Source organism: Arthrobacter sp. PTI12 (genome assembly GCF_056679915.1).
This window is the reverse complement of record NZ_CM155256.1, coordinates 3,043,634-3,065,953: the sequence shown is the minus strand read 5'-3', so window position 1 is coordinate 3,065,953 and position 22,320 is coordinate 3,043,634. Positions and strand designations below refer to the sequence as shown.

Annotated in this window: 20 protein-coding genes; 10 read left to right on the top strand and 10 right to left on the bottom strand. The window is 64.4% G+C overall.

The genetic code is table 11. The features are described from left to right. Positions 1 to 7: 7 nt before the first annotated feature. Together AC1MBU_RS14630 and AC1MBU_RS14625 are read left to right on the top strand one after the other, a co-directional pair. The gene (locus tag AC1MBU_RS14630; protein WP_479789802.1) at positions 8 to 817 is read left to right on the top strand and encodes a 3-hydroxyacyl-CoA dehydrogenase family protein; all 810 of its coding nucleotides are present in this window, start codon (positions 8 to 10) and stop codon (positions 815 to 817) included. 32 nt (positions 818 to 849) lie between these two features. Continuing rightward, positions 850 to 1,689 (top strand): endonuclease/exonuclease/phosphatase family protein, encoded by an 840-nt coding sequence (locus AC1MBU_RS14625; protein WP_479787739.1) that lies wholly within the window; start codon positions 850 to 852, stop codon positions 1,687 to 1,689. Here the strand turns inward: AC1MBU_RS14625 and AC1MBU_RS14620 are convergent. Next, positions 1,686 to 2,525, bottom strand: a complete 840-nt coding sequence (locus tag AC1MBU_RS14620; protein ID WP_479787737.1) for an SGNH/GDSL hydrolase family protein — start codon at positions 2,523 to 2,525, stop codon at positions 1,686 to 1,688. The two genes, AC1MBU_RS14625 and AC1MBU_RS14620, sit on opposite strands and share 4 nt — an antisense overlap. Positions 2,526 to 2,600: 75 nt before the next feature. On the opposite strand from AC1MBU_RS14620, the gene AC1MBU_RS14615 reads away from it, so the two are divergent. Further along, on the top strand, positions 2,601 to 3,350 hold the full coding sequence (locus AC1MBU_RS14615; RefSeq protein ID WP_479787735.1) for a tyrosine-protein phosphatase: 750 nt from the start codon (positions 2,601 to 2,603) through the stop codon (positions 3,348 to 3,350). Positions 3,351 to 3,353: 3 nt separating this feature from the next. On the opposite strand, the gene AC1MBU_RS14610 is transcribed toward AC1MBU_RS14615, so the two are convergent. Beyond that, a complete protein-coding gene (locus AC1MBU_RS14610) occupies positions 3,354 to 3,704 on the bottom strand; it encodes a PaaI family thioesterase (protein WP_277357783.1) in 351 nt (116 codons plus the stop codon). A gap of 168 nt (positions 3,705 to 3,872) precedes the next feature. Between AC1MBU_RS14610 and paaZ the strand changes: the two genes are divergently transcribed. Then, positions 3,873 to 5,957: a phenylacetic acid degradation bifunctional protein PaaZ gene (gene paaZ, locus AC1MBU_RS14605; RefSeq protein WP_277357719.1), complete on the top strand. Its 2,085-nt coding sequence runs from the start codon at positions 3,873 to 3,875 to the stop codon at positions 5,955 to 5,957. A gap of 82 nt (positions 5,958 to 6,039) precedes the next feature. On the opposite strand, the gene AC1MBU_RS14600 is transcribed toward paaZ, so the two are convergent. From AC1MBU_RS14600 to AC1MBU_RS14565, 8 genes are all read right to left on the bottom strand, one after another. Beyond that, complete coding sequence (locus tag AC1MBU_RS14600; protein ID WP_277357718.1) at positions 6,040 to 6,846, bottom strand: type IV toxin-antitoxin system AbiEi family antitoxin domain-containing protein; 807 nt, start codon at positions 6,844 to 6,846, stop codon at positions 6,040 to 6,042. A gap of 189 nt (positions 6,847 to 7,035) precedes the next feature. After that, positions 7,036 to 7,641, bottom strand: coding sequence for a TetR/AcrR family transcriptional regulator (locus AC1MBU_RS14595; protein ID WP_346027288.1), 606 nt, complete (start codon positions 7,639 to 7,641; stop codon positions 7,036 to 7,038). Between the two features lie 78 nt (positions 7,642 to 7,719). Continuing rightward, a complete protein-coding gene (gene paaK, locus AC1MBU_RS14590) occupies positions 7,720 to 9,051 on the bottom strand; it encodes a phenylacetate--CoA ligase PaaK (RefSeq protein WP_277357716.1) in 1,332 nt (443 codons plus the stop codon). Beyond that, entirely contained in the window at positions 9,048 to 9,524 is a 477-nt protein-coding gene (paaI, locus tag AC1MBU_RS14585; protein WP_479787732.1) for a hydroxyphenylacetyl-CoA thioesterase PaaI, read from the bottom strand. Before paaI ends, paaK begins: the two co-directional genes overlap by 4 nt. Positions 9,525 to 9,684: 160 nt before the next feature. Then, positions 9,685 to 10,416 carry a hypothetical protein gene (locus AC1MBU_RS14580; protein WP_479787730.1) on the bottom strand — a complete coding sequence of 244 codons (732 nt, stop codon included), beginning with the start codon at positions 10,414 to 10,416 and terminating at the stop codon, positions 9,685 to 9,687. After that, positions 10,413 to 11,717, bottom strand: coding sequence for a serine/threonine-protein kinase (locus AC1MBU_RS14575; RefSeq protein WP_479787728.1), 1,305 nt, complete (start codon positions 11,715 to 11,717; stop codon positions 10,413 to 10,415). Before AC1MBU_RS14575 ends, AC1MBU_RS14580 begins: the two co-directional genes overlap by 4 nt. Positions 11,718 to 11,871: 154 nt before the next feature. Beyond that, positions 11,872 to 14,040 carry a S9 family peptidase gene (locus tag AC1MBU_RS14570; protein WP_479787726.1) on the bottom strand — a complete coding sequence of 723 codons (2,169 nt, stop codon included), beginning with the start codon at positions 14,038 to 14,040 and terminating at the stop codon, positions 11,872 to 11,874. 47 nt (positions 14,041 to 14,087) lie between these two features. After that, positions 14,088 to 15,119, bottom strand: a complete 1,032-nt coding sequence (locus tag AC1MBU_RS14565) for a LacI family DNA-binding transcriptional regulator (RefSeq protein ID WP_479787724.1) — start codon at positions 15,117 to 15,119, stop codon at positions 14,088 to 14,090. Positions 15,120 to 15,265: 146 nt separating this feature from the next. On the opposite strand from AC1MBU_RS14565, the gene pulA reads away from it, so the two are divergent. From pulA to paaE, 6 genes are all read left to right on the top strand, one after another. Further along, on the top strand, positions 15,266 to 18,334 hold the full coding sequence (gene pulA, locus AC1MBU_RS14560; protein WP_479787722.1) for a pullulanase-type alpha-1,6-glucosidase: 3,069 nt from the start codon (positions 15,266 to 15,268) through the stop codon (positions 18,332 to 18,334). A 172-nt stretch (positions 18,335 to 18,506) separates the two neighbouring features. Then, positions 18,507 to 19,484 (top strand): 1,2-phenylacetyl-CoA epoxidase subunit PaaA, encoded by a 978-nt coding sequence (gene paaA, locus AC1MBU_RS14555; RefSeq protein WP_479787720.1) that lies wholly within the window; start codon positions 18,507 to 18,509, stop codon positions 19,482 to 19,484. Continuing rightward, positions 19,485 to 19,838, top strand: a complete 354-nt coding sequence (paaB, locus tag AC1MBU_RS14550; RefSeq protein WP_056543633.1) for a 1,2-phenylacetyl-CoA epoxidase subunit PaaB — start codon at positions 19,485 to 19,487, stop codon at positions 19,836 to 19,838. It abuts the gene before it with no gap. Further along, a complete protein-coding gene (gene paaC, locus AC1MBU_RS14545; RefSeq protein ID WP_479787717.1) occupies positions 19,835 to 20,659 on the top strand; it encodes a 1,2-phenylacetyl-CoA epoxidase subunit PaaC in 825 nt (274 codons plus the stop codon). The genes paaB and paaC overlap by 4 nt, the downstream gene beginning before the upstream one ends. Beyond that, positions 20,653 to 21,150: a 1,2-phenylacetyl-CoA epoxidase subunit PaaD gene (paaD, locus tag AC1MBU_RS14540; protein WP_277357707.1), complete on the top strand. Its 498-nt coding sequence runs from the start codon at positions 20,653 to 20,655 to the stop codon at positions 21,148 to 21,150. The genes paaC and paaD overlap by 7 nt, the downstream gene beginning before the upstream one ends. Beyond that, on the top strand, positions 21,150 to 22,310 hold the full coding sequence (paaE, locus tag AC1MBU_RS14535) for a 1,2-phenylacetyl-CoA epoxidase subunit PaaE (RefSeq protein ID WP_277357706.1): 1,161 nt from the start codon (positions 21,150 to 21,152) through the stop codon (positions 22,308 to 22,310). The genes paaD and paaE overlap by 1 nt, the downstream gene beginning before the upstream one ends. Positions 22,311 to 22,320: the final 10 nt, after the last annotated feature.

Sequence of the window (22,320 nt, the reverse complement as noted above, 5' to 3'; positions counted from 1 at the left end):
CGGGCGGATGGGCGCGGGAATCGCACACGCATTCTGTGTGGCTGGTGCCGCCGTCGTCGTTGTTGAACAGAACGACGACGCCGCGGAGGCGGCGCGCGGACGGATCACTGCTGCGCTGGACCGCAGCATCGCCAAAGGGAGCACGCAGGAAAGCCTGGACGCGCTCTCGGCGCGGCTGCAGGTAAGCACCGATTACAAGGCTTTTGCGTCCTGCGGCCTGGTGGTCGAAGCCGTGCCGGAGGACCTTGCGTTGAAAACGGCCGCGCTGCGCGGCGTGGAGGAACACCTCGACGCCGGTGCCTGGCTCGCCACGAACACGTCCTCCTTGTCGGTCGGTGAGTTGGCAGGCGTTTTGCAGCGCCCCGACCGGTTCTGCGGCCTTCACTTCTTCAATCCGGTGCCGGCGTCAACGCTCATCGAAGTTGTCCTGGCGCCTTCCACCTCGGCAGAGCTGGCCGAGAAGGCCCGCGGCTGGGCCGAAGCACTCGGCAAGACTCCCGTGGTGGTCAAGGATGCGCCCGGTTTTGCCAGCTCGCGCCTGGGTGTTGCTATTGCCCTTGAAGCGATGCGCATGGTCGAGGAGGGCGTGGCGTCCGCTGAGGATATCGATACTGCGATGGTGCTCGGGTACAAGCATCCGGTCGGTCCGCTGAGGACCACCGACATCGTGGGCCTCGATGTGCGGCTCGGGATCGCCGAATATCTGGAGTCGACGCTGGGGGAGCGCTTTGCTCCGCCGCAGGTCCTCAGGGACAAGGTTGCACGCGGGGAGCTCGGGCGTAAGTCGGGTCAGGGGTTCTTCGCGTGGGACGAGTAGCCCATGCCGCAGGCAAGGGCTAAGGTTTTTTTATGACTGAGCGGACGACGCTGGCAGAGAAACCGCTGATCGGACCTGTTGAGCCGCCGCAGCTTCATATTATGACCTACAACATCCGGCGCCGGGTGGCTCATGTGAACCCGTGGAGCCATGATTTCTGGGGTCGCCGCGAACCGCTGGTCCGCCGGCTTCTGGCGGCCGAACAGCCCACCATCCTCGGTGTGCAGGAGGCGTTGCCGGACCAGATGCCGGCGATCCTGGAGGGGCTGGGCGAGGGTTACAGCAGCATCGGCCGCGGCCGTAACGCGGACGGCGGTGGTGAACAGTGCCCGATCGTCTACGATGCACGGCGCCTGGAACTGCTGGAATGGGATCAGGACGCGCTGTCCAACACCCCGGACACCCCAGGATCAAATGGGTGGGGCAACCTCATCCCGCGGATAGTGGTGACGGCTCGCTTCCGGGACCGTGAAACCGACAAGCAACTGACCGTCGTCAATACCCATCTTGACCACATGTCCCGAAAGTCGCGTCAGCGGTCAGCGGAGGCAATCCGGTCCCTGGTCGCGCAGACCGAGGGGGCCGTCGTCGTGACCGGAGACTTCAATACGGGCGCGGCGTCGCAGCCGTACGAGGCGATGACCAGCGGTGAAGTGCTGGCGGATGCCTGGGATGAGGCCAAGGAGCGGCTGACCGAGCTGTGGGGGACGTTCCCGCACTACCGTGCGCCGAAGCAGGGGCGCAAGCGGATCGACTGGGTCATGGTGAACTCGGGAGTCACCGTCGTGGAAACGGGAATTAACACCACCCGCTACAACGGCGCGTGGCCATCAGACCACACGCCGGTGCAGGCAATTATTACTGTGGATTAATCGAGGTGCTTCACTGCCTGGCGGATCTCGTGGAGGTACCCGTTCTTGTAACCCTTCGCGGTGGGGTGCAGAGCGCCCAAGTCCGTGAACGGCTGAATCCAGGGCTGCGGCGAACCCAGGCCGTGCCTGTCGAACCGCTTGACGACGTCGACGTAGGTGAAGCCTGCAAGTTCCGCCTGAGTGCGGATCACTGTGTTGAGCTCGTCAGTGCCGGCGTTGATGATTCGCTGCTCGGTTGGGGTGAGAACGAACGGCTGGCCAGTAGCCGGATTGATTACGGGAAGCGCGATAGTCTTGCCGAACTCTGGCGAGAACAGGTGCGGATAACCCGTCACGACCACATCAGCGTACTGAGCCGAGCCGCGAACTCCGTTGTACAGTCCGGCAAGCGCGGGGGCGAGCAGTTGCTGCGCTCCACTCACCGCCTGCGCCACAGCGGTTTCGCACGCCAGAGTGCCTTGGGTGCACGCACGTATGACGAATTGGTATCCCACGTCATTACCACCCACGGTCAACGTGACGAGGTCAGTCTCTGAGTTCAGATTCCCGAGTTCTGCCGCAACAAGACCTACCGTGTCGCCACTGCAGGTCGCGTTGGTGACCAGGTCGATCCGTTTGCGCTCGTCGAGCAGTTCGGGGTAACCGAGCGCTGATTGAAGGCAGTCTGCCGGGTCTGGATCCATGTAGTAGTTGGCCCCAACCCCGGATGCGTACGAGTCACCGAGCGCGACATATTGGGTAGTTCCGCGATCGCCTGCCGACGCCGGCAAAACCGCTGAGCCTGCAAGGAGGCCCGAAGCCAGGAGTGTGCTGGCCGCAATTCGGAGAAGTTTCATCGCATCAACATACTCCTGAACCGGGGTGCCGGATAGAGCGAAGCGGCGCGCCGTGCCGCTTGTTATTCTTCAGCCATGGCTTCGATTGATCTGGCCCAACTGCATCGACACGGCTCGCACCGTAACGTCCCCTGGGACGGCGCCGTGAATGCACGGGATCTCGGTGGCGTCAGCCCTGACATCAAGGCCGGTCGGCTGTACCGGATGGGCCGCCATGAATGGCTCACCGACGCCGGTTGGCAGCAAGCGTACGACGACGGCGTCCGCACCGTTGTTGACCTTCGAAACCCTGATGAGCGAGGACGGCGGGAAACGGATCCGGTCCTGAACACCGCAGTCCTGGACCGGTTTCAGGTGGTGAACTGCCCTACTGAGGACCAGTCGGATGAGGAGTTCATGCAGCTGGTCGGGCCCTACCTGAACTCACCGGAGTACTACCTGGAGAACCTGCGCCGATGGCCGGAGAAGATCGCCGCAGTGGTGCGGGCCGTGGTGGAGTCGGAGGGCGCCGTCGTCGTGCACTGTGCTGCGGGGCGGGACCGCACCGGCATGGTGACCGCAGTGCTGCTGACCCTCGCGGGCGTTGACCATGAGCACATTGCTGACGACTATGCGCTCGCCGTCCACGGCATCAACGAACACCACCTCGGGCAGGAGACGCCGCACGAGACGCCGAAGTCTCCCGAGGAACTGCACGACTGGGTCATGCACACCCGGGCGCATCTTCTGGAGCTGCTGGACGGCCTTGACGCCGAGGCGTATCTCCGTGACGCCGGGTTGTCGCAGGGGGAGCTTGACGCTGTCCGAGCGAAGTTGACGTTTTAGCGCCTATTTCTTCTCAAGCAGCAGATTGGTGATGCGCAGCGTGCAGAGGCGGCCGCCGTCGTCGTTGGTGATCAGCACCTCATGTGTAGCGAGGGTGCGCCCCAGATGGATGGGGGTGGCGGTGATGGTGATGGTGCCGCTGCGCGCGGACTTGTGATGGGTCGCGGAGACGTCCACGCCCACGGCAGTCTTGCCCAGCGTGCTTGCGTGGATGACGGCTGCCCAGGAGCCAACGGCTTCACCGACCGCGAGCGACGCCCCACCGTGCAGGAGGCCGAAGGACTGCCGGTTACCTTCCACGGGCATCGTCGCGACCACCCGCTCGACCGACTGTTCGAGGATCTTCACGCCCATCTTCTCGTCGAGTTCGCCGAGGGTAATCTGCCAGGGTTCGCCGGTCACTGAAGGCTCCTTGTGGGATGTGGAGGGATGGTGCGTTCATGTACTCTGGACATATTACCGAACGTCCGTTCAGTAATGTTTGTCATGTTTCTTGAGCTCCCCAAACGCGAAAGGTCAACGATGACTTCGACCGCCCTCAGCGTGGACATTGTCCCCAGCTTCATCCGCGACGCCTGGTGGACCCCCGACCAGCACACGCTGTCCGAAGACAACGCCACTGAAGTACGGGACGCCAGCACCGGCGAACTGCTTGCCATGGTGAGCACCAGCGGCCTGGACGTTGCCGACGTCGTCGATTACGCCCGGACCACCGGCCAGAGTGAACTCGGGAAGTTTACGTTCCACCAACGCGCACTGAAGCTCAAGGCGCTCGCCCAGTTCCTGAACGGACAGCGGGATCACCTCTACGAACTCTCTGCGCGGACCGGGGCCACGAAGGTGGACTCCATGGTGGACATCGACGGCGGAATCGGCGTCCTGTTCACGTTCGGTTCCAAGGGCCGGCGGGAACTGCCGAACTCGCAGGTTGTCATCGACGGGCCTGTCGAGGTTCTTTCGAAGGACGGGTCCTTTCTCGGCGAACACATCTACACCCGCATCCCCGGGGTTGCCGTGCAGATCAACGCGTTCAACTTTCCGGTGTGGGGAATGCTCGAGAAGCTGGCACCGGCGTTCCTGGCCGGGGTGCCGACCATCGTGAAGCCGGCGACGCCCACCGGCTACCTGACGGCCGCCGTCGTGAAGCTCATCATCGAGTCGAACATCCTGCCCGCCGGGTCGCTGCAGCTCATTTCGGGACCGGCCCGCGACGTGCTGGACACGCTTGATTACCGGGACATGGTGCTGTTCACCGGTTCCGCTTCCACAGCGAACAAGCTGAAGTCCCACGACAACGTGACCACGGGCGGCGTGCGTTTCTCATCCGAAACCGACTCCCTCAACGCCGCAATCCTCGGCGAAGACGCGGTTCCCGGAACGCCCGAGTTCGACGCGTTCATCAAGTCCCTCGTCACCGAGATCACGGTCAAGGCGGGCCAGAAGTGCACGAGTATCCGCCGCAGCCTGGTTCCCAAGGCTCTGGTGAACGACGTCGTTGCTGCCGCCCGCGACCGCATTGAGCAGCGCATCACGCTCGGTGACCCGCGTGCCGAGGGCGTCACCATGGGCGCGCTTGCTTCGGTCGGGCAGATGCGCGACGTCCGCGCCGCCGTCGAGACCATGCTTGCAGCAGGCGGCGAACTCGCTTACGGAACCCTGGACTCTCCCCGGGTGACCCACGCTGACGGGACCGTGGACGTCGCTGAGGACGGCGCCTTCATGGCTCCCATGCTCCTGACCTGGGAAAACTCTGATGCGGTTGAACTTCACACGGTGGAGGCCTTCGGTCCGGTGGCCTCGGTGGTGGGGTATGAGGACACCGCACACGCCGTACGGCTGGCCGCCATGGGCGAGGGGTCACTGGTGGCGACGGTCTGCACCAACGATCCGGCCATTGCACGTGAGCTGGTGATGGGCATTGCGGCCCACCACGGCCGCGTTCTGCTGCTGAACCGTGAGGATGCGCGTTCCTCCACCGGCCACGGTTCGCCGGTGCCGCACCTGGTGCATGGAGGGCCGGGGCGTGCCGGCGGTGGCGAGGAGCTCGGCGGCATCCGCTCAGTGCTGCACCATATGCAGCGCACAGCCCTGCAGGGTTCACCGAACATGCTGACCGCGATTACGGGCGTCTGGCACACCGGGGCGGACCGCAACTTTGATGAAGAGCACCCGTTCCGGAAGAACCTCGCGACACTGCGGATCGGTGATGCAGTGCGCTCGGACCTGCGTCAGGTGACGCTTGAGGACATCACGGCGTTTGCGAATGAGACCGGCGACAAGTTCTACGCGCACACCAACGAGGAAGCTGCAGCCGCGAACCCGTTCTTCCCGGGCATTGTTGCGCATGGCTATCTGCTGCTGTCCTGGGGAGCCGGGCTGTTCGTGGAACCTGCTCCGGGGCCCGTCCTCGCGAACTACGGCCTCGAGAACCTGCGGTTCATCACTCCCGTTGCTGCCGGTGACTCGATCCGCGTGACCCTTACGGCCAAGCGCATCACGCCGCGCGAGGACGAGGAGTACGGCGAGGTGTCCTGGGATGCGGTGCTCACCAACCAGAATGACGAGATCGTGGCGACCTACGACGTCCTGACCCTCGTGGAGAAGTAGGCCCGCCGGCCCGGACCGCCTATCCCACTGGGTGCCCCAACTGAGTGGGACACGGCGGTCCAATCCCACCCGGATGGACGTTCTACTGGGATTTTCGGGAAGCGAGGCCCTGCCGGACTAACCGAATGAACGAGTCGGGCTCCCGTAGGATCAATTTTGCGCTGACACGCAGGATCGGGATGCCCTTCACTGTGAGCAGGTTCCACCGCCGGCGGTCCTCCTCGAACTCCTTGTGACCGCTGTGGTGCTCCCGACCGTCTGCCTCTATTCCCAGAATCCCTTCAACAAAAAGATCAAGCCGCCCGACACCTGGGATGTAGACCTGCGAGCTGACGTGAAGACCCTCCTCCCCGAGGCGGTAGCGCGCGACTGTCTCAAGAATGGACTCGGCATGAGGATCAACCAGTCCGATGATCCGGCGCAGGGGAGCATCGCGGGCGCCGGTTGCAGAAGCGCGAAGCTGTTCGAGCGTGACCTTCTTCTGGACCACGGCGGACTCAACAATGCAGAGCGCATCCAGTTCCGGCAGGCACCTCATGCTCTGCACGCAGATGTCCGCAAGTGACAGCGGCTTGACCTGGCGGTGGACCCGGAAGACTCCTTCAAGCGGTCGGCCGTGATCGACGGTCACATGGACAAATGACGGTTCCCGGAACACCCATAACCCTAGGTGTTTCGCAGCGGTGATACAGGCAAGCTCGGCTCCCGCGCAGGCAGCGCTGACCAGTGCACTATCAGATCCCGGAAGTGCGTAGACGCCTCGGGCCGGCCGCAGAATACGCTGTGCGGATAGAGCTTCGTCAATGCGCTGACGGGGGACACCGTGGGCGAGCAGAGTACCTCGGCGCGCAACTCCTCCTTGTATCTGCAGGGCTGCGACGATGTCCATGCTTCCATACTGCCCAGGACGCATGGGGTGCGGATGGACTCGGACGGCTATGTGGATAACCCCTGCTCCCAGCGACCGGGTGAGACTGCTGGGATTGGGCTGCTTATTCCCAGCGGACGACGCATGTGGGTGGGATTCGCGGCAGGAGCTTCGGACTGTCCCGACGAGGAGGGCGTGGTGTAACCGGGCTCAAGCGTGGTGGTGCAGTCCCTCAAAGACCATGGCAATGACATCGTCGGCAAGCTTCTGCGGCGTCAGCGGCCCCCCCGGCTTGTACCACTCGACCACCGAGTTGATCGTGCCGAACAGCAGCCTCGTTGTGGTCCGCGGATCGATGTCCTTACGGATGGAGCCCTCGGACCGCGCAGCCTCAACCAGGGACGCCACCTGATGATCAAAGGCACGACGGCGCTCAAGGGCTTCGCGCTCAACCTCCGTATTGCCGCGCAGCCGCAGTAGGAGCGTCACAAAGGGAAGACGCTCGGTCAACACAGCGATGGTGCCGCGCAGCACGTACTCGAGCCGCTGATCCGCCTTGCCGGACGTTGCACTCGCATGCGTCAAGACGGCTTCGAGGCCTCCGAGCGCATGATCCAGTGCCAGGCGCAGCAGATCGCCCTTCGACGGCACGTGATGGTAGATCGCCGACTTGCTGATGCCCAGGTTCTCCGCAAGGACGCCCATCGACGTGGCCTCGTAGCCATGCCGGTTGAAGACATCGACGGCGATGTTGAGCACAGTCTGCTGATCGTATCCGGGACGTCCGCGACGGGTTGCGGCCTGTGAGCTGGGCATACGGGCTATTTTCGCATGAACGTTCGGTCAGGCCCCACTGCGGTCCGCACGTCAGACTCCAAAGAGTGCAGCACGCAGTTACAGCTTCGGCCGCAGGTCATAGATGCGCTTCAGCTTCCCGCTTGAGCGTGCCAGGGAACCGCTCTCGACGACGGACACCGCGCAGCTTGACCCGATGTGGATCTTGATCTGTTTGCTCAGCTCGGACGCTGCAGCAGCAGCGTCGTCGGCGCTCACGCCTTCGCGCGGCTCGATGCGGACAGTCAGCTGGTCCATCCGCTGCCCCTCCGGACGTGTGAGCTCCAGTTGGAAATGCGGGCTGAGCGCAGGGATTCGAAGTGCAATCTCCTCAATCTGCGTAGGGAAGAGGTTCACGCCACGCAGGATGATCATGTCATCGCTGCGCCCGGTGATCCGGTCCATCCGCCGCATGCCGGGGCGGGCGGTGCCCGGAAGCAGTCGGGTCAGGTCATGCGTGCGGTACCGGATGATCGGCAGCGCTTCCTTGGTGAGCGAGGTGAAGACAAGCTCACCGGACTGGCCGTCATCGAGCACCGTGTCAGTGAAAGGATCGATGATCTCCGGCCGGAAATGGTCCTCCCAAATGTGCGAGCCGTCTTTCGTTTCAACGCACTCTCCGGCGACGCCGGGGCCCATCACCTCGGAGAGCCCGTAGATGTCGCACGCGTCGAATCCCATTCGCTGCTCAAGTTCGGTGCGCATCCGGTCAGTCCAGGGTTCCGCCCCCAGCACCGCGGTCTTGAGGGACGTGCCCTTCGGATCAACGCCGGCCGCAACCATCGCGTCCAGGATGGTGAGCAGATAGGTGGGGGTGCTGAGGATGGCGTCCGGCTCGAAGTCCTGGATGAGCTGCACCTGGCGTTCGGTTTGCCCGCCGGAGATCGGGATGACGGTGCAGCCAAGCTTCTCTGCTCCGAAGTGTGCCCCCAGCCCGCCCGTGAAGAGCCCGTAGCCGTAGGCATTATGGACCTTGTCGCCCTTCTTGACCCCGCTGGCCCGCAGGCACCGCGCAACCAGCGACGCCCACCGGTCAAGATCCCCGGAGGTGTAACCGACAACCGTGGGCCGACCGGTGGTGCCCGACGACGCGTGAATGCGGGCCACGCGCTCCTGCGGAACCGCGAACATCCCGAAGGGGTACGTCTGCCGGAGGTCTTCCTTGGTGGTGTAGGGGAACTTGGCCAGATCGGAAAGCTCCCGAAGGTCCTCAGGGCGCACGCCGGCGTCGTCGAACTTGCGGCGGTACAGGTCCACATTCTCGTACGCGTACTTCACCGTCCACTGCAGCCGCTCCAGCTGGAGTTCCTCGATGCGCCCGCGGTCATAGGTCTCCTCGGGATCCAAGGTGGCTGCATCCGCTGCTGTCGCCTTGATGGCCGTGGTGCTCATGGGGTCCTCTTCTCGGGCTGGTTCGTGGCTGAAGCACCGCGGTCGGCTTTGTTGGGAACGGTGCGCGATCGGCCGCGGAACTCGGCAATCAGGCGGGTGCCGCCGTCGTCGTTCGCGGCAGTGATCGAAATGTCATAGAGGCCGCTCCGGCCGGCGGAGGCTTTTCGGTCAGCGACCGCGGTCAGCACATCGCCCGGAAAGGCGGGGGCAAGGAAATTGATGTCGACGCCGGATGCGACGGTGATCGCCTCCGTCTCACCGGGAGGATTGCAGGCGAGCGCGAAGGCCGAATCCGCGAAGGCAAAGACCATGCCGCCGTGAGCGATCCCGAAGCCGTTGAGCATTTCCTCGCGCAGGCGCATGGTGATGGTTGCATGCCCGTCAGCGAGACGGAGAACTTCGATTCCCATCCAGCGGGAGGCGTGGTCCTGTTCGAGGATGGGGTGCGCAGGGCGGACGTCAGTGTCCTTCATACAGGCCTCTCAGAATTATTTACCGATCGTTCATTAGGTAATACCGGAACCGCCTCCACTGTCAAGCAGATGAAGGCATTGTGGCGCGCGTGGTACCGGCAGAAATTGGCTGCAAACACGCCGGGTGGTGTCAGTCTCCCGGCGGTGCCGGCGGGTCCGGTCACCCCGGTGGTGCGGGGCTTGCCGGTGGTGCCGGAGTGGTTGGTGGTCCGACGGCGGGTGCGGAGGGGAGCGGAGGTTCAGGCACGGCCGGCCCTGAAGGTTCGGGAGAGGGCGGAGCGGGCGCCGGTGTCGTTGGGGGTGGAGGTTCGACCGGGGCGGGTCCGGTGGGTTCCGGTTCAGGTCCAGGCCCGGGCGGCGGAGCCTGGCTCGGCGCTGGGTCTGGGGGATCGGTCACGGGTGGAGGAGTAGATGCGAGATCCGGCACGGGCTCACGCGACGTATCCGGTTCCGGAACGGGAATCGGAGCGGGAACGGGGACCGGCGCAGGTGGCGGCACCGGACCCGGGGTGGGCTGCGTCGGTTCAAGTTCTGCCTGCTCCGGTGTTGGTGTCGAGGGATCTGTTGGCGTGGCCGGAGTTGAGCTCTCGTTCAAGGTGCGCTCGAAGTACGCCCGGAGATTGGCTATCGCTTCTTCGATCTCCTGCTGTTGTGCAGGCTCGATTGCGCCGATGAAACCAAGCGTTGCCAGCCGCCTACTGAGAGCGTCGAGTGCATCCAGTGCCTCCGCGAAATCGCCGTCAACAGACAATTGCGTGACGTCCAGGACATCGGCCTGTAATTGCCGCGAGGCGGCGGCACCGTAATCGGGAGCGAGACTGCACCCGCCGCTGAAAAGGATCAGGCTCAGCGCCGCCGCTGCAGCGCCCAGGCGGGTTCTTCGGCTCCTCATGGGGTCACGCTTTCCTGTAGTTCTTCCAGCAGCACACCGAGTTCTCCTGTTGCCGGAGGGTAGTTGACCGGCTCGGAACCAGCTCCGGACATAAGAGCGGGTACAAGGATGACTGCTGCAATCAAGAGCATCAGTGCCGCTGCGAGTGCAATCAACGCCCAACGAAGCACCCCAGGCTTTCTTCGTCCCTGCGGAGCTGTGGGGACAGCTGTCGCGGAATTTCCCGGCCCGCCGTCGTCCTCCCGGCCGCCGTCGTCGTCAGGTGCAGGCAGCGCTGTCCCGGGCCGCTCCTGCACCGGCTGCTGCGCCGTGGTCGGCTGCGGGTCCTGCCGGATGCGTTCCTGCTGCTCTGTGGGAGGTTCCGATGCTTCCGGCGAGTCCTTGCGGAACCCGCCCATTCCGTCCGCTGTCATGGAGGGTGAACCGAGTGCGCGGGAAACATCCTCCGCGGACGGGCGGGACGCCGGATCCCGGTGCGTCATACCCCTGAGCAGCGGGCTCCAGTGGCTACCCAGATGGGCAGGGATCACCGGGTCTCGGTGAAGGCGCGCTGCGGCTGACGCTGCCGCCGGGCCAGGGAAGGGCGCCTCTCCTGTAAGGCACTCAAGCAGCACCAGTCCGAGAGAGTAGATGTCGCTGGCAGCGGTGGCCCCGAGACCTTCCGCCTGTTCCGGACTGAAGTAGGCGGCGGTACCGACGGATTGCCCCGTCGCAGTCAGATGAGCTTCTTCCACGAGGCGGGCGATGCCGAAATCCGTGAGCTTGGGATGCTCGGCCCGGTGTGGATTGCTGCTTGTGCCGAGGAGAATGTTGGCCGGTTTCACATCGCGGTGGATTACCCGCTGACTATGGATATAGGCCAGAGCCTGGGCCACGCCCCTCCCCATGGCCTGCGTCTCTTCCGCAGTGAGGGGAGCATGGAAGTTGGCCCGGTGAAGATCCTCACCCTTGATCAACTCCATCACGAGGAAGGTCCGGCGGTGCAGGTCAACCGTGTCAGTGCTGATGTCGAAAACGGTCACCAGATTGCGGTGGTTCAGCCCCGCCAGAATCTGGGCTTCCGCCCGTTGGCGAGCTTCATCCTCGGGGCTGATCGAACCGGTGTGGAACACCTTGATGGCCACATCCCGATCAAGCACTTCATCCCGCGCCTGATGCACCGAGGCCATGCCTCCCTGACCGAGGAGGGCATCCAGCCGATACCGCCCGCCAAGGACCTGGGGTAAGCCGAGGTCGGGTTGGGAGCCTGGGTCTCCCACCGTCGTTGCAGCATGTGCCGATCCGGCACTCTTGCTGTCCATCTGTCAACTATACCGGCGCCGGGCTGTTCTGGCCCGGCGCCGGGAACCAGCGGCCCGGACGACGGGCCGAGCTCCTCCCACGCCTGAAGTTTCCATACAGAGTGTTCGGAGCCCCGGCACCGAAGTATCGCAGCAGCGCTGGAAATTCGGGAGGCTATCCTGTGGCGCTCGCTCCTGAAAGCACCCGGGTGGCAGCCAACGCGTCAGCGACAAAAGCGTAATCCCACGCGACATCCTTCCATTGTTCATACCGCCCGCTCGCACCGCCGTGGCCGCCGTCCATCTCGGTCTTGAGGACAATCGGTTCACTTCCGGTGGTTTCCTCTCGCAGCCTCGCCACCCATTTGGCCGGCTCCACGTACAGCACGCGGGTGTCGTTGAAACTCGTCACTGCGGCGATGCGCGGGTACTCGGCTGCGCGGATGTTCTCGTACGGGGTGTATTCCTTCATGTACCGGTAGACCTCGGGGTCCGTGATGGGGTTGCCCCATTCCTCCCATTCCAGGGCAGAGAGTGGAAGTTCCGGATCCAGAATGGTGGTCAGGGCGTCCACAAACGGCACCTGCGCCACAATTGCGCGGTACTTCTCGGGAGCCAGGTTGGCGACGGCGCCCATCAGGAGCCCGCCGGCGGAGCCGCCGATAGCGGCAATCCTGCTCGGGTCCACCCAACCGGAGCCGGCCAGGTGCGTGGTGGCATCGACGAAGTCCGTGAAGGTGTTCTTCTTCTCGAGCTTCTTCCCCTTCTCATACCAGGTGCGCCCCATCTCTCCGCCACCACGGATATGTGCGACGACGAAGATCACTCCGCGGTCCAGCAGCGACAGGCGCGAGATAGAAAAAGCCGGATCCATGCTGATTTCATAGCTGCCGTAGGCGTAGACAACGGCGGGGTTGCTTCCGTCCTGCTGCAGATCCCGGCGCCGAAGGACGGAGAGCGGGATCTGCGTGCCGTCCGCCGCCGTCGCCCACTGGCGTTCGGCGACGTAGTCCTCCGAGCGGTATCCGCCGCGCACCTCCGTCTCCTTACGCAGGGTGAGTACACCGCCGTCGAGCAGGTAGTCATAGACGCGCGGTGGAGTGAAGTAGGAGGCGTAGGAAAGCCGGATCACAGGGGACTCGAACTCGGCACCCGCCAGGTTGCAGGTGTAGAGCGCCTCGTCGAAGGCAGGCTCGAGCGGCACCGGCTGCGCAGGCGTGCCGAGGCCCACCCGGGGCAGGATCTGCACGCGCATGGTGGTGTCCTTGCGTACCGAAACCAGGACGTGCGTAGCGGTGACGGTGGCACCGTGGACGCGGACGGCGTCGTCGTGCTCGATCACCGGCAACCACTCCTGCTCGGCCAGCGGGCGCTGGAACTGCTCGGCGTCCACGAGGCTGACCATCGAGTTCTTCGCGCCGCGATCATGCGTGAGCAGGTAGTGCAGACGGCCCTCGATCCGCAGCGGCTCCGGCTCGTAGAGGACGCGGTCAGAGCGCGGAATCAGCGTGGTGAGACCGGCCTCCTGATTCTCAAGGTCCAGCACCCGGTACTCGCTGTACTCGGAGCAGCCGATGCCGATGAGCAGCTGGGTGCGGTCCGCGGCGAGGTCGAAGCCCGTCCACATGGCGACGTCGTCCTCCTGGTACACCAGCTCGTCCTGTTCGACGGCGGTGCCAAGCCGGTGCGATTTCACCTGGTAGGGGCGCCAGCTGTCATCAACGACGGTGTAAAACACCTGGGATCCGTCCGGTGAGAACGCAAGACCGTAGAAGATGTTGGGGATCTCGTCGGGCAGGAGCTGGCCGGTGGACAGGTCCTTGATGCGCAGGGTGAAACGCTCATCCCCGGCGTTGTCCACGCTAAAGGCCAACAGGTTCCCGTCCTCGCTGACGGTGAGGCCGCCCAGTGAGAAGAAGGGCTTGCCTTCCGCCTCTGCGTTGCTGTCGATGAGGACCTGTTCGCCCTCGACTGGTTGGCCGGCGACCACCTCAGGGGGCGTCCAATCCCGGGCGACGTCCCCGGTGTCCGATGCCCGTACCCGGCAGTGGGTGCTGTACTGCTTTCCCTCTTCGGTACGGGAGTAGTACCACCAGTCCTTCTTACGGGCGGGGACGGACAGATCGGTTTCCTGCGTGCGGTTCTTGATCTCGCTGAAGATGTCCTGGCGAAGCTGTTCCTGCCCGGCGGTGACTGCCTCGGTGTAGGCGTTCTCGTCCTTAAGATGCTCAACCACCTCGGGGTTGTCCTTGGCTCGCATCCACTCGTAGGGGTCAATCACGGTGTCCCCATGGTGGGTTCGTTCGGTGGGGACTTTCTTGGCAACGGGAGGGGTGAGAGTCATGGCTCCATCCTGCCAGAGGTAGGCCGTCCTGCCTGAGAGCGGGCAACTCAGCCGGGAGCGGCCGTGGTGGATCCCCGGACAATCAGGTCGGACTCGAACAGAACCTCGGCGCGACTGCTGCGTCCGCCGGAGAGTTCCGTGAGCAACGCCTGGACGGCGGCTTCGGCCATCGCTGAGACGGGTTGCCGCAGCGTGGTCAACGGCGGGTCGGTGAAGGCCATCAGGGGCGAGTCATCGAACCCGACAATGGACACGTCCTCGGGCACGCGGAGCCCCCGCGAGCGTGCGGCGCGGATGGCGCCAAGAGCCATGACGTCGGAGGCGCAGACAATGCCGGTGTGGCCGGAGTCCAGAAGCTCGACGGCGGCGCTGTGGCCGCCCTCGATGCTGAACATAGTGACGGCGGTGTGTTCGGCGGGATCGATCTGGTCGAGGTGCTGTTCCAGGCCGACGCGGAATCCTTCCGCCTTCCGGCGACTGGGGATGAAGTGTTCGGGGCCTGTGGCGAAACCGATGTGCCGGTGCCCAAGCGAGGCAAAGTGACGGACGGCGGTCTGGACGGCGACGGAATCGTCATTCGCGATGGCCGGGGCATCAATTTCCGGCCGTGTTCCATTGACCAGCACAAAGGGGATGCCGCGCGCACGCAGCCGTTGATATCGCTCAACGCTTGCACGGCCGTCCGCATGGGCGGCGCACACGAAGATCAGGCCGCGTGCGCCCTGATCCAGGAGAAGGGACACATACTCGTCCTCGGGAACGCCGCCGCCCGGCAGTGTGCAGAGTGCGGGAATGTAGTCATTGGGAGCAACCAGAGCGCTGATCGCGCCGGCGAAGGCAGGAAAAATCGGGTTGACCAGGTCAGGCACCACAATGCCGATCTGCCCCTTGGCCCTGCCGGACAGGCGGTCGGGCCGCTCATAACCGAGGTCATCCATGGCCGTCAGTACAGCCTGGCGCGTCTCCCTCGAGGCCCCGCTCCGCCCGTTCAGCACCCGCGAAACCGTGGGCACGCTCACCCCGGCGTGGCGTGCTACATCCTCCAGCCGGGGCTTTTCTGTCTGGGGAGGAAGGGTCACTGGTCCATCGTATCCGGCTGATACGGACCACTGAAAAGTTTCATGAAAGTTTCAGTAATCTCTTGACCGGCCAGCGACCCCTTTCTAGGGTGAGAAGCGCCTACTACCAAGATCGGACGTGCACTGGAGCGCGTCGAGGAGGATCCATGTCCAACGCACCATCCGTTTATCGCGGCCGACGGCGCGCGGCCGGGCTGGCCGCCGGTGTCTTTGCCGTACCGCTGCTCGTCAGTCTCGTGCCTGTTCCGGCGCTCGCCGATCACAGCGCTCTGCCGGCGTCCGTCACCCTCGTGGGCTCACTGCAGTCCGAGCTCGGCTGCCCCGGCGACTGGCAGCCCGAGTGCACGGCGACGGCACTGAACGAAGTCGAAGGCTCGCCCGGCACCTACAGCGCCACCTTTGACCTCCCCGCAGGGGATTACGCTTACAAAACGGCCCTCAATGGCACCTGGGCCGAGAACTACGGCGACGGCGGTGCGGCAGGAGGTGCCGATATCGCCCTGACGTCCCAGGGAGGGCAGATCACCTTCACCTACAACCACAGCACCCATGTGATTACCAGTGATGTTCCGGCCTCGCTGGTCTCCGGCGCCGCAGCCCACTGGCTTGCGCCCGGCGTCCTGGCGTGGGACCTTGCGGACGCCCCGGAGGGCTCCTCTTACCGCCTTTACTACGCGCCCGACGGCGGGTTGGAAGTGGTTGACGGCGCGGTTCCGAATGGGAATTACGTTGACCTGCAACGCAGTTCCGACTCGCTCGGCGCCGAGCTGGCCGCCACGTCTCCGCACCTGGCATCCTTCGACACTCTGGCCCTTCCGAAGAAGGCCGCGCGCCAGGCAAAAGACCTGCTCAAGGGCGAGCTGCTTGTTGTGCAGGTCGGTGCCGACGGAACGGTCCTGCAGGCCACCGGCGTGCAGGTTCCCCGCGTACTGGACGCCCTCTACCCGAAAGCCCTCAAGCGCACACTCGGTCTGAGCTGGAAGGGCCCGCGCCCGCGCTTCGACCTGTGGGCGCCGACAGCCCGCCAGGTGAGCCTCCACGTGTACCGCGAGGGGTCCGGCGGCGAGGCCCTGGCCACAGTTCCCCTGAAAGAAGGGCACGACGGCGTGTGGTCGCTTCTCGGCGAGAAGGACTGGAAAGACGCTTATTACCTCTACGAAGTGGAGGTCTACGTGCCGGAAACGGGGGCAGTGGAGCGCAACCTCGTCACCGACCCCTACAGCGTAGGCCTGTCTACTAATTCCGAGCGCAGCCTGATCGTTGACCTGGACGATCCGGCACTGGCGCCGTCCGGCTGGAAGTCGCTCGAGAAGCCAGCCCTTGCACAGCCCGAAGACCTTTCACTGTATGAACTGCACGTCCGGGATTTCTCGATTTCCGACACCACAGTGCCTGCCGAGCGCCGTGGGACGTACGCAGCCTTTGCCGAAACGGGCAGCGACGGAATGAAGCGGCTTGCGGACCTGGCGGATGCCGGGCTGAACGCCGTGCACCTCCTGCCGGTGAATGACATCGGAACGATTGAGGAGCGCCGCGACGTCCAAGCCGAGCCGCAATGTGATCTGGAGAGCTTCGCTCCTGACAGCGAGGAACAGCAGGCCTGTGTCTCTGCCGTCGCGGGCAAGGACGGCTTCAACTGGGGCTATGACCCGCTGCATTACACGACACCGGAAGGCTCTTACTCCACCAACCCTGAGGACTCCACCCGCATCCGCGAATTCCGCGACATGGTGGTGGGCCTGAACACCACGGGCCTGAGGGTGATTCAGGACGTGGTCTACAACCACACCGCCGGCGCCGGCCAGACCTCGACCAACAACCTGGACCGGATCGTGCCCGGGTATTACCACCGGTTGAACCCGACCAGCGGCGGCGTCGAGACCTCGACCTGCTGCCCAAATACGGCAACCGAGAACGCCATGATGGGCAAGCTCATGGTGGACTCCATTGTGACCCTCGCGCGCACCTACAAGCTGGACGGCTTCCGGTTTGACCTGATGGGTCACCACAGCAAGCAGAACATGCTAGACGTTCGCGCGGCGCTCGACGAGCTGACGCTGAAGAAAGACGGCGTCGACGGCAAAAGCATCTATGTCTACGGCGAAGGCTGGAACTTCGGCGAGGTGGCCAACAACGCGCGGTTCGAGCAGGCCACCCAGCTGAACATGGCGGGCACGGGCATCGGCACCTTCAATGACAGGCTGCGTGACGCCGTGCGCGGCGGCGGACCGTTCGATGAGGACCCCCGCGTGCAGGGCTTCGGCTCCGGTCTCTGGACCCAGCCCAACGGCGCGGAGGTCAATGGCACGCCAGAGGAGCAGCGCGCACGCCTGCTGCTCAGCCAGGACCAGATCAAGGTGGGGTTGACCGGAAACCTGCGGGACTACACCTTCATCGATCGCACCGGAGCGGAAGTGACCGGCGCCGACGTCGACTACAACGGCAGCCCCGCGGGCTACACCGCCGATCCGCAGGAAGCGATCACCTACGTCGAGGCCCACGACAACGAGACCCTGTTCGACAGCCTCGCCTTCAAGCTGGCGCCAGGAACATCGATGGCCGACCGCATCCGGTTCCAGACCCTCTCGCTCAGCACTACGGCCTTCGGTCAGGGCATTTCCTTCTGGCACGCCGGGGGAGAGGCCCTGCGCAGCAAGTCGCTGGATCGCAACAGCTATGACTCCGGTGACTGGTTCAACCTTCTGGACCACACCGGCACGGACAACGGCTTCGCCCGTGGACTGCCGCCGCGTGCGGATAACGCGGACAAGTACGAATTCATGAAGCCGCTGCTGGCGGATCCCGCGCTCAAGCCCGCGCCGGCGGACATCGCAACGGCTCGCGAGCAGGCTCTGTCCCTCCTCGAAATCCGCAAGAGCACGCCGCTGTTCCACCTGGGTGCGGCCGAGCTGGTTCAGCAGAAGGTGTCGTTCCCCACGGGCGGCCCTGACCAGACTCCGGGCGTGATCGTGATGCACATTGACGACACCACCGGACCGGACGTGGATAGCGAGCGGACCGGCGTCGTCGTCGTTTTCAATGCGTCTGACACTGCCGCAACCCAGACGGTTCCGGGGGCGGAAGGGCAGTCCTTCGGGCTGCATCCGGTCCAGCGCAGCGGCTCGGATGATGTGGTGAAGGCTGCGTCCTTCGACCCCGCGACGGGCAGCTTCACCGTCCCGCCGCTCACGGTGGCGGTGTTCGAGGCGAAGTAGCAACCAGGCAGGGAAAGGGCCGGAACAGCAGAGCGTGCTGTTCCGGCCCTTCGTGCGTCCCGGGACCGCACCGGTGTTGACTCTGAACTCACCTCGCCGATATCCTGAACGAACGGTCGGTAATTATTTCGGGCTGGCACTTGGGCCGGCCTCGCACAGTGAGGTGACCATCATGACAACCGCGACTGACGCTCCGCAGGACCTGACAGCGGAGCAGGAACAGTTCGACAGGCTGATCGCCGAGGACTCCCGTATTGAGCCCCGTGACTGGATGCCCGAGGCTTACCGCAAGACCCTCACCCGCCAGATCTCCCAGCACGCGCATTCCGAAATCATCGGCATGCAGCCGGAGGCCAACTGGATCACGCGCGCGCCGAGCCTCAAGCGCAAGGCCATTCTGATGGCTAAGGTCCAGGACGAAGCCGGGCACGGCCTGTACCTGTACTCAGCGGCGGAGACTCTCGGAACAACTCGCGATTCGATGATGGCTGACCTCATCGCCGGCAAGGCCCGCTACTCCAGCATCTTCAACTACCCCGCGCGCACCTGGGCTGACATGGGTGCCATCGGCTGGCTGGTCGACGGCGCTGCTATCGCCAACCAGGTGCCGCTCTGCCGTGCGTCGTACGGTCCGTACGGGCGTGCGATGGTCCGCATTTGCAAGGAAGAATCCTTCCACCAACGCCAGGGCTTCGAGATCCTGCTGGAACTCGCCAACGGAACCGAAGCGCAAAAGAAGATGGCCCAGGACGCCGTGAACCGCTGGTACGCGCCGAGCCTCATGATGTTCGGCCCTCCGGATGAGGATTCACCGAACTCCCAGCAGTCCATGGCCTGGAACATCAAGCGGTTCTCCAACGATGAACTGCGCTCGCGCTTCGTGGGCATGATCGTCGAGCAGATCAAGACCCTCGGCCTGACGCTGCCGGATGACCAGATCCGTTACAACGAAGCAAGCGGCAAGTGGGAGCACGGGCCGCTGGACTGGAACGAGTTCAAGGAAGTCCTCGCCGGCCGGGGACCATGCAACGCCCAGCGCCTCGAGCGGCGTCGCGAAGCGCACGACGACGGCGCCTGGGTCCGTGAGGCCGCAGCGGCTTACGCTGCAAAGCAAGCCGCGAAGCGTTCTGAAATGAAAGAGGCGGCATAAATGGTCGGCGGATCAACAACGGGCGACGACGGCTCCAAGGCTCCCAGCGCGGAGCAGCCGGGTCATCCGGCGGCCGAACCGTGGCCGCTATGGGAAGTATTCGTCCGGTCCTCGCGCGGTCTCAGCCACGTGCATGCCGGCTCGCTGCACGCCCCTGATGCTGACATGGCCGTCCGCAACGCCCGCGATCTGTACACCAGGCGCAACGAGGGTGTGAGCCTATGGGTAGTACCGGCGTCGTCAATCATTTCCAGCGATCCGGACGCCAAGGGGCAGTTCTTCGAGTCGCCGCAGGGCAAGGACTACCGGCATGCCACCTACTACACCAAGAGCGAAGGAGTGAAGCACCTGTGAGCGAGTCGAACGCGAGCGCCACGCGCATCACTCCGGGCAACGCGCTCCGGCCGGAGGACATTGCGGCGTCGGACGTCAAGCCGAGCGAAGCCGTGGGGGAGTACGCGCTGCGCCTGGGCGATGACGCCCTGATTCTTGCGCAGCGCCTGGGCTGGTGGATTTCGCGTGCACCGGAGCTCGAGGAGGACGTGGCGCTGGGCAATATTGCGCTGGACCAGATTGGGCATGCGCGCTCCTTCCTCGCCTACGCCGGGCATGCCTGGGGCAAGACGGAGGATGATCTCGCGTACTTCCGCGGCGAGGACGAGTTCCGCTCGTGCCACCTCGTGGAGCAGCCCAACGGCGATTTCGCGCGGACCATTGCGCGGCAGCTGGTGATTTCGCAATATCAGTTCACCCTGTACGCCCGGTTGATGAATTCCACCGATGCCACCCTTGCTGCCATCGCGGCCAAGGCCGTGAAGGAAGTTGATTACCACCGGGACCACGCCCGCCAGTGGGTGCTGCGCCTGGCGCTGGGGACGGAGGAATCCCGCCGCCGCATCATCGAGGGGATCCTTCTTACGTGGCCGTGCGTGGGTGAGCTCTTCGAGGATGATGATCTTGTGACCGGCCTCGACGGCGTCGCGGTGCGTCCTTCGGGCCTCCGCCCGGCCTTCGATACAGACATTGAGTCTCTCTTCGCCGAAGCCGAGCTTGAGGTGCCTGCTGTCCCCTTCGCCGTTGGCGGCGGGCGCTACGGGCGCCACAGCGAACACCTCGGGTACATCCTTGCCGAAATGCAGGTCCTGGCCCGCGAACATCCGGGAGCGACATGGTGACCACAATACTTACCCTTGAGCAGACTGTCTGGGACATCGCCGCAACAGTGGCCGATCCCGAGATTCCTGTGCTCACCATTGAGGATCTCGGTGTTCTTCGCGCGGTGAACATCGACAACGACGGCGCCATCACCGTCACCGTTACCCCCACCTACTCGGGGTGCCCGGCCATGGACGCCATCCGCGACGACATCATCACCGCACTCGCGGTGCAGGGCCACACCAACGTGCGGGTCAACCTGGTGCTGTCTCCGGCCTGGACCACGGATTGGATGAGCGCGGCGGGCAAGGCGAAGCTCGAGGAGTACGGCGTTGCGCCGCCCACGGGGAAGGCCGCCGCAGGCAAAGTCAGCATAGGCCTGAGCGTGAAATGCCCGCAGTGCTCATCACTGAACACCCGTGAGCTCACCCGTTTCGGCTCCACCTCCTGTAAGGCGCTCTACGTCTGCCAGGACTGCCGGGAGCCCTTCGACTACTTCAAGGTCCACTAATGGCAGTGAAACTGGCGCCGTCCACCAAGCGGAGAACCGCCTTCCACGAACTGACGGTCGCCGAAGTCCGCAGGCTCACCGAGGATGCCATTGAAGTGACCTTTGCCGTTCCGGAGGAACTGGCCGGCCGGTTTGACTACGTGCCCGGGCAGTACGTAGCGCTGCGAACCACGATGGACATCGACGGGGAACCGAAAGAGGTTCGGCGAAGCTATTCCATCTGCGCCGAGCCGCAGCCGGGGGAGATCCGCGTTGCCATCAAGAAGGATCTCGGCGGTACCTTCTCCACCTGGGCCAACGAATTCCTCAAAGCCGGCGACAAGCTGGACGTGATGAGCCCCATGGGCCAGTTCATCTCGAAGCATCCCATGGCGGGGCTGAACGATCCCGAGAGCATTGACACCACCACCGAGCACTCCTTCGTAGCGGTGGCCGCCGGCTCGGGGATCACGCCGGTCATCGCCATTGCGCGCTCGGTGCTCGCCGCCAGCCCTGCAACCCGGTTCGACCTCATCTACGCCAACAAGGCCGCGATGGACGTCATGTTCCTCGAGGAACTCGCGGACCTGAAGGACCGGTACCCCGCGCGGTTCGCGCTGCACCATGTTCTTTCCCGCGAACAGCGCATTTCCCCGCTGTTGAGCGGGCGGATCGACGCCGAAAAGCTGCAGACCATGCTGACCAGCGTCATCCGCACCGAAGAGGTGGACGAGTGGTTCCTGTGCGGTCCCTTCGAACTCGTCCAACTGTGCCGCGACACCCTCGCCGAGCGCGGCGTCGCCCCGGAGAAGATACGGTTCGAGCTGTTCACCACCGGCGAGCCGACCAAACCCGAGGGCCAGATCGGCCGGCCGGTGAAGGACGACGGCAACGCCGATTCCTACTCCATCAACTTCAACCTTGATGGCCTGCAGGGCACAGTCTCCAGCCCGACCCATGCACGCGAGTCCATCCTCAACGCGGCGCTTCGCGTCCGACCTGATGTGCCGTTCGCGTGCGCCGGGGGAGTTTGCGGCACCTGTCGCGCCAAGGTGGTCAGCGGAACCGTGGACATGGAGGAGAACTACGCGCTGGAGCCGGACGAACTGGCGAACGGCTACGTGCTGACGTGCCAGTCGAGGCCAACCAGCCCCGAAGTCACCGTCGACTACGACGCCTGACCCCCATCAC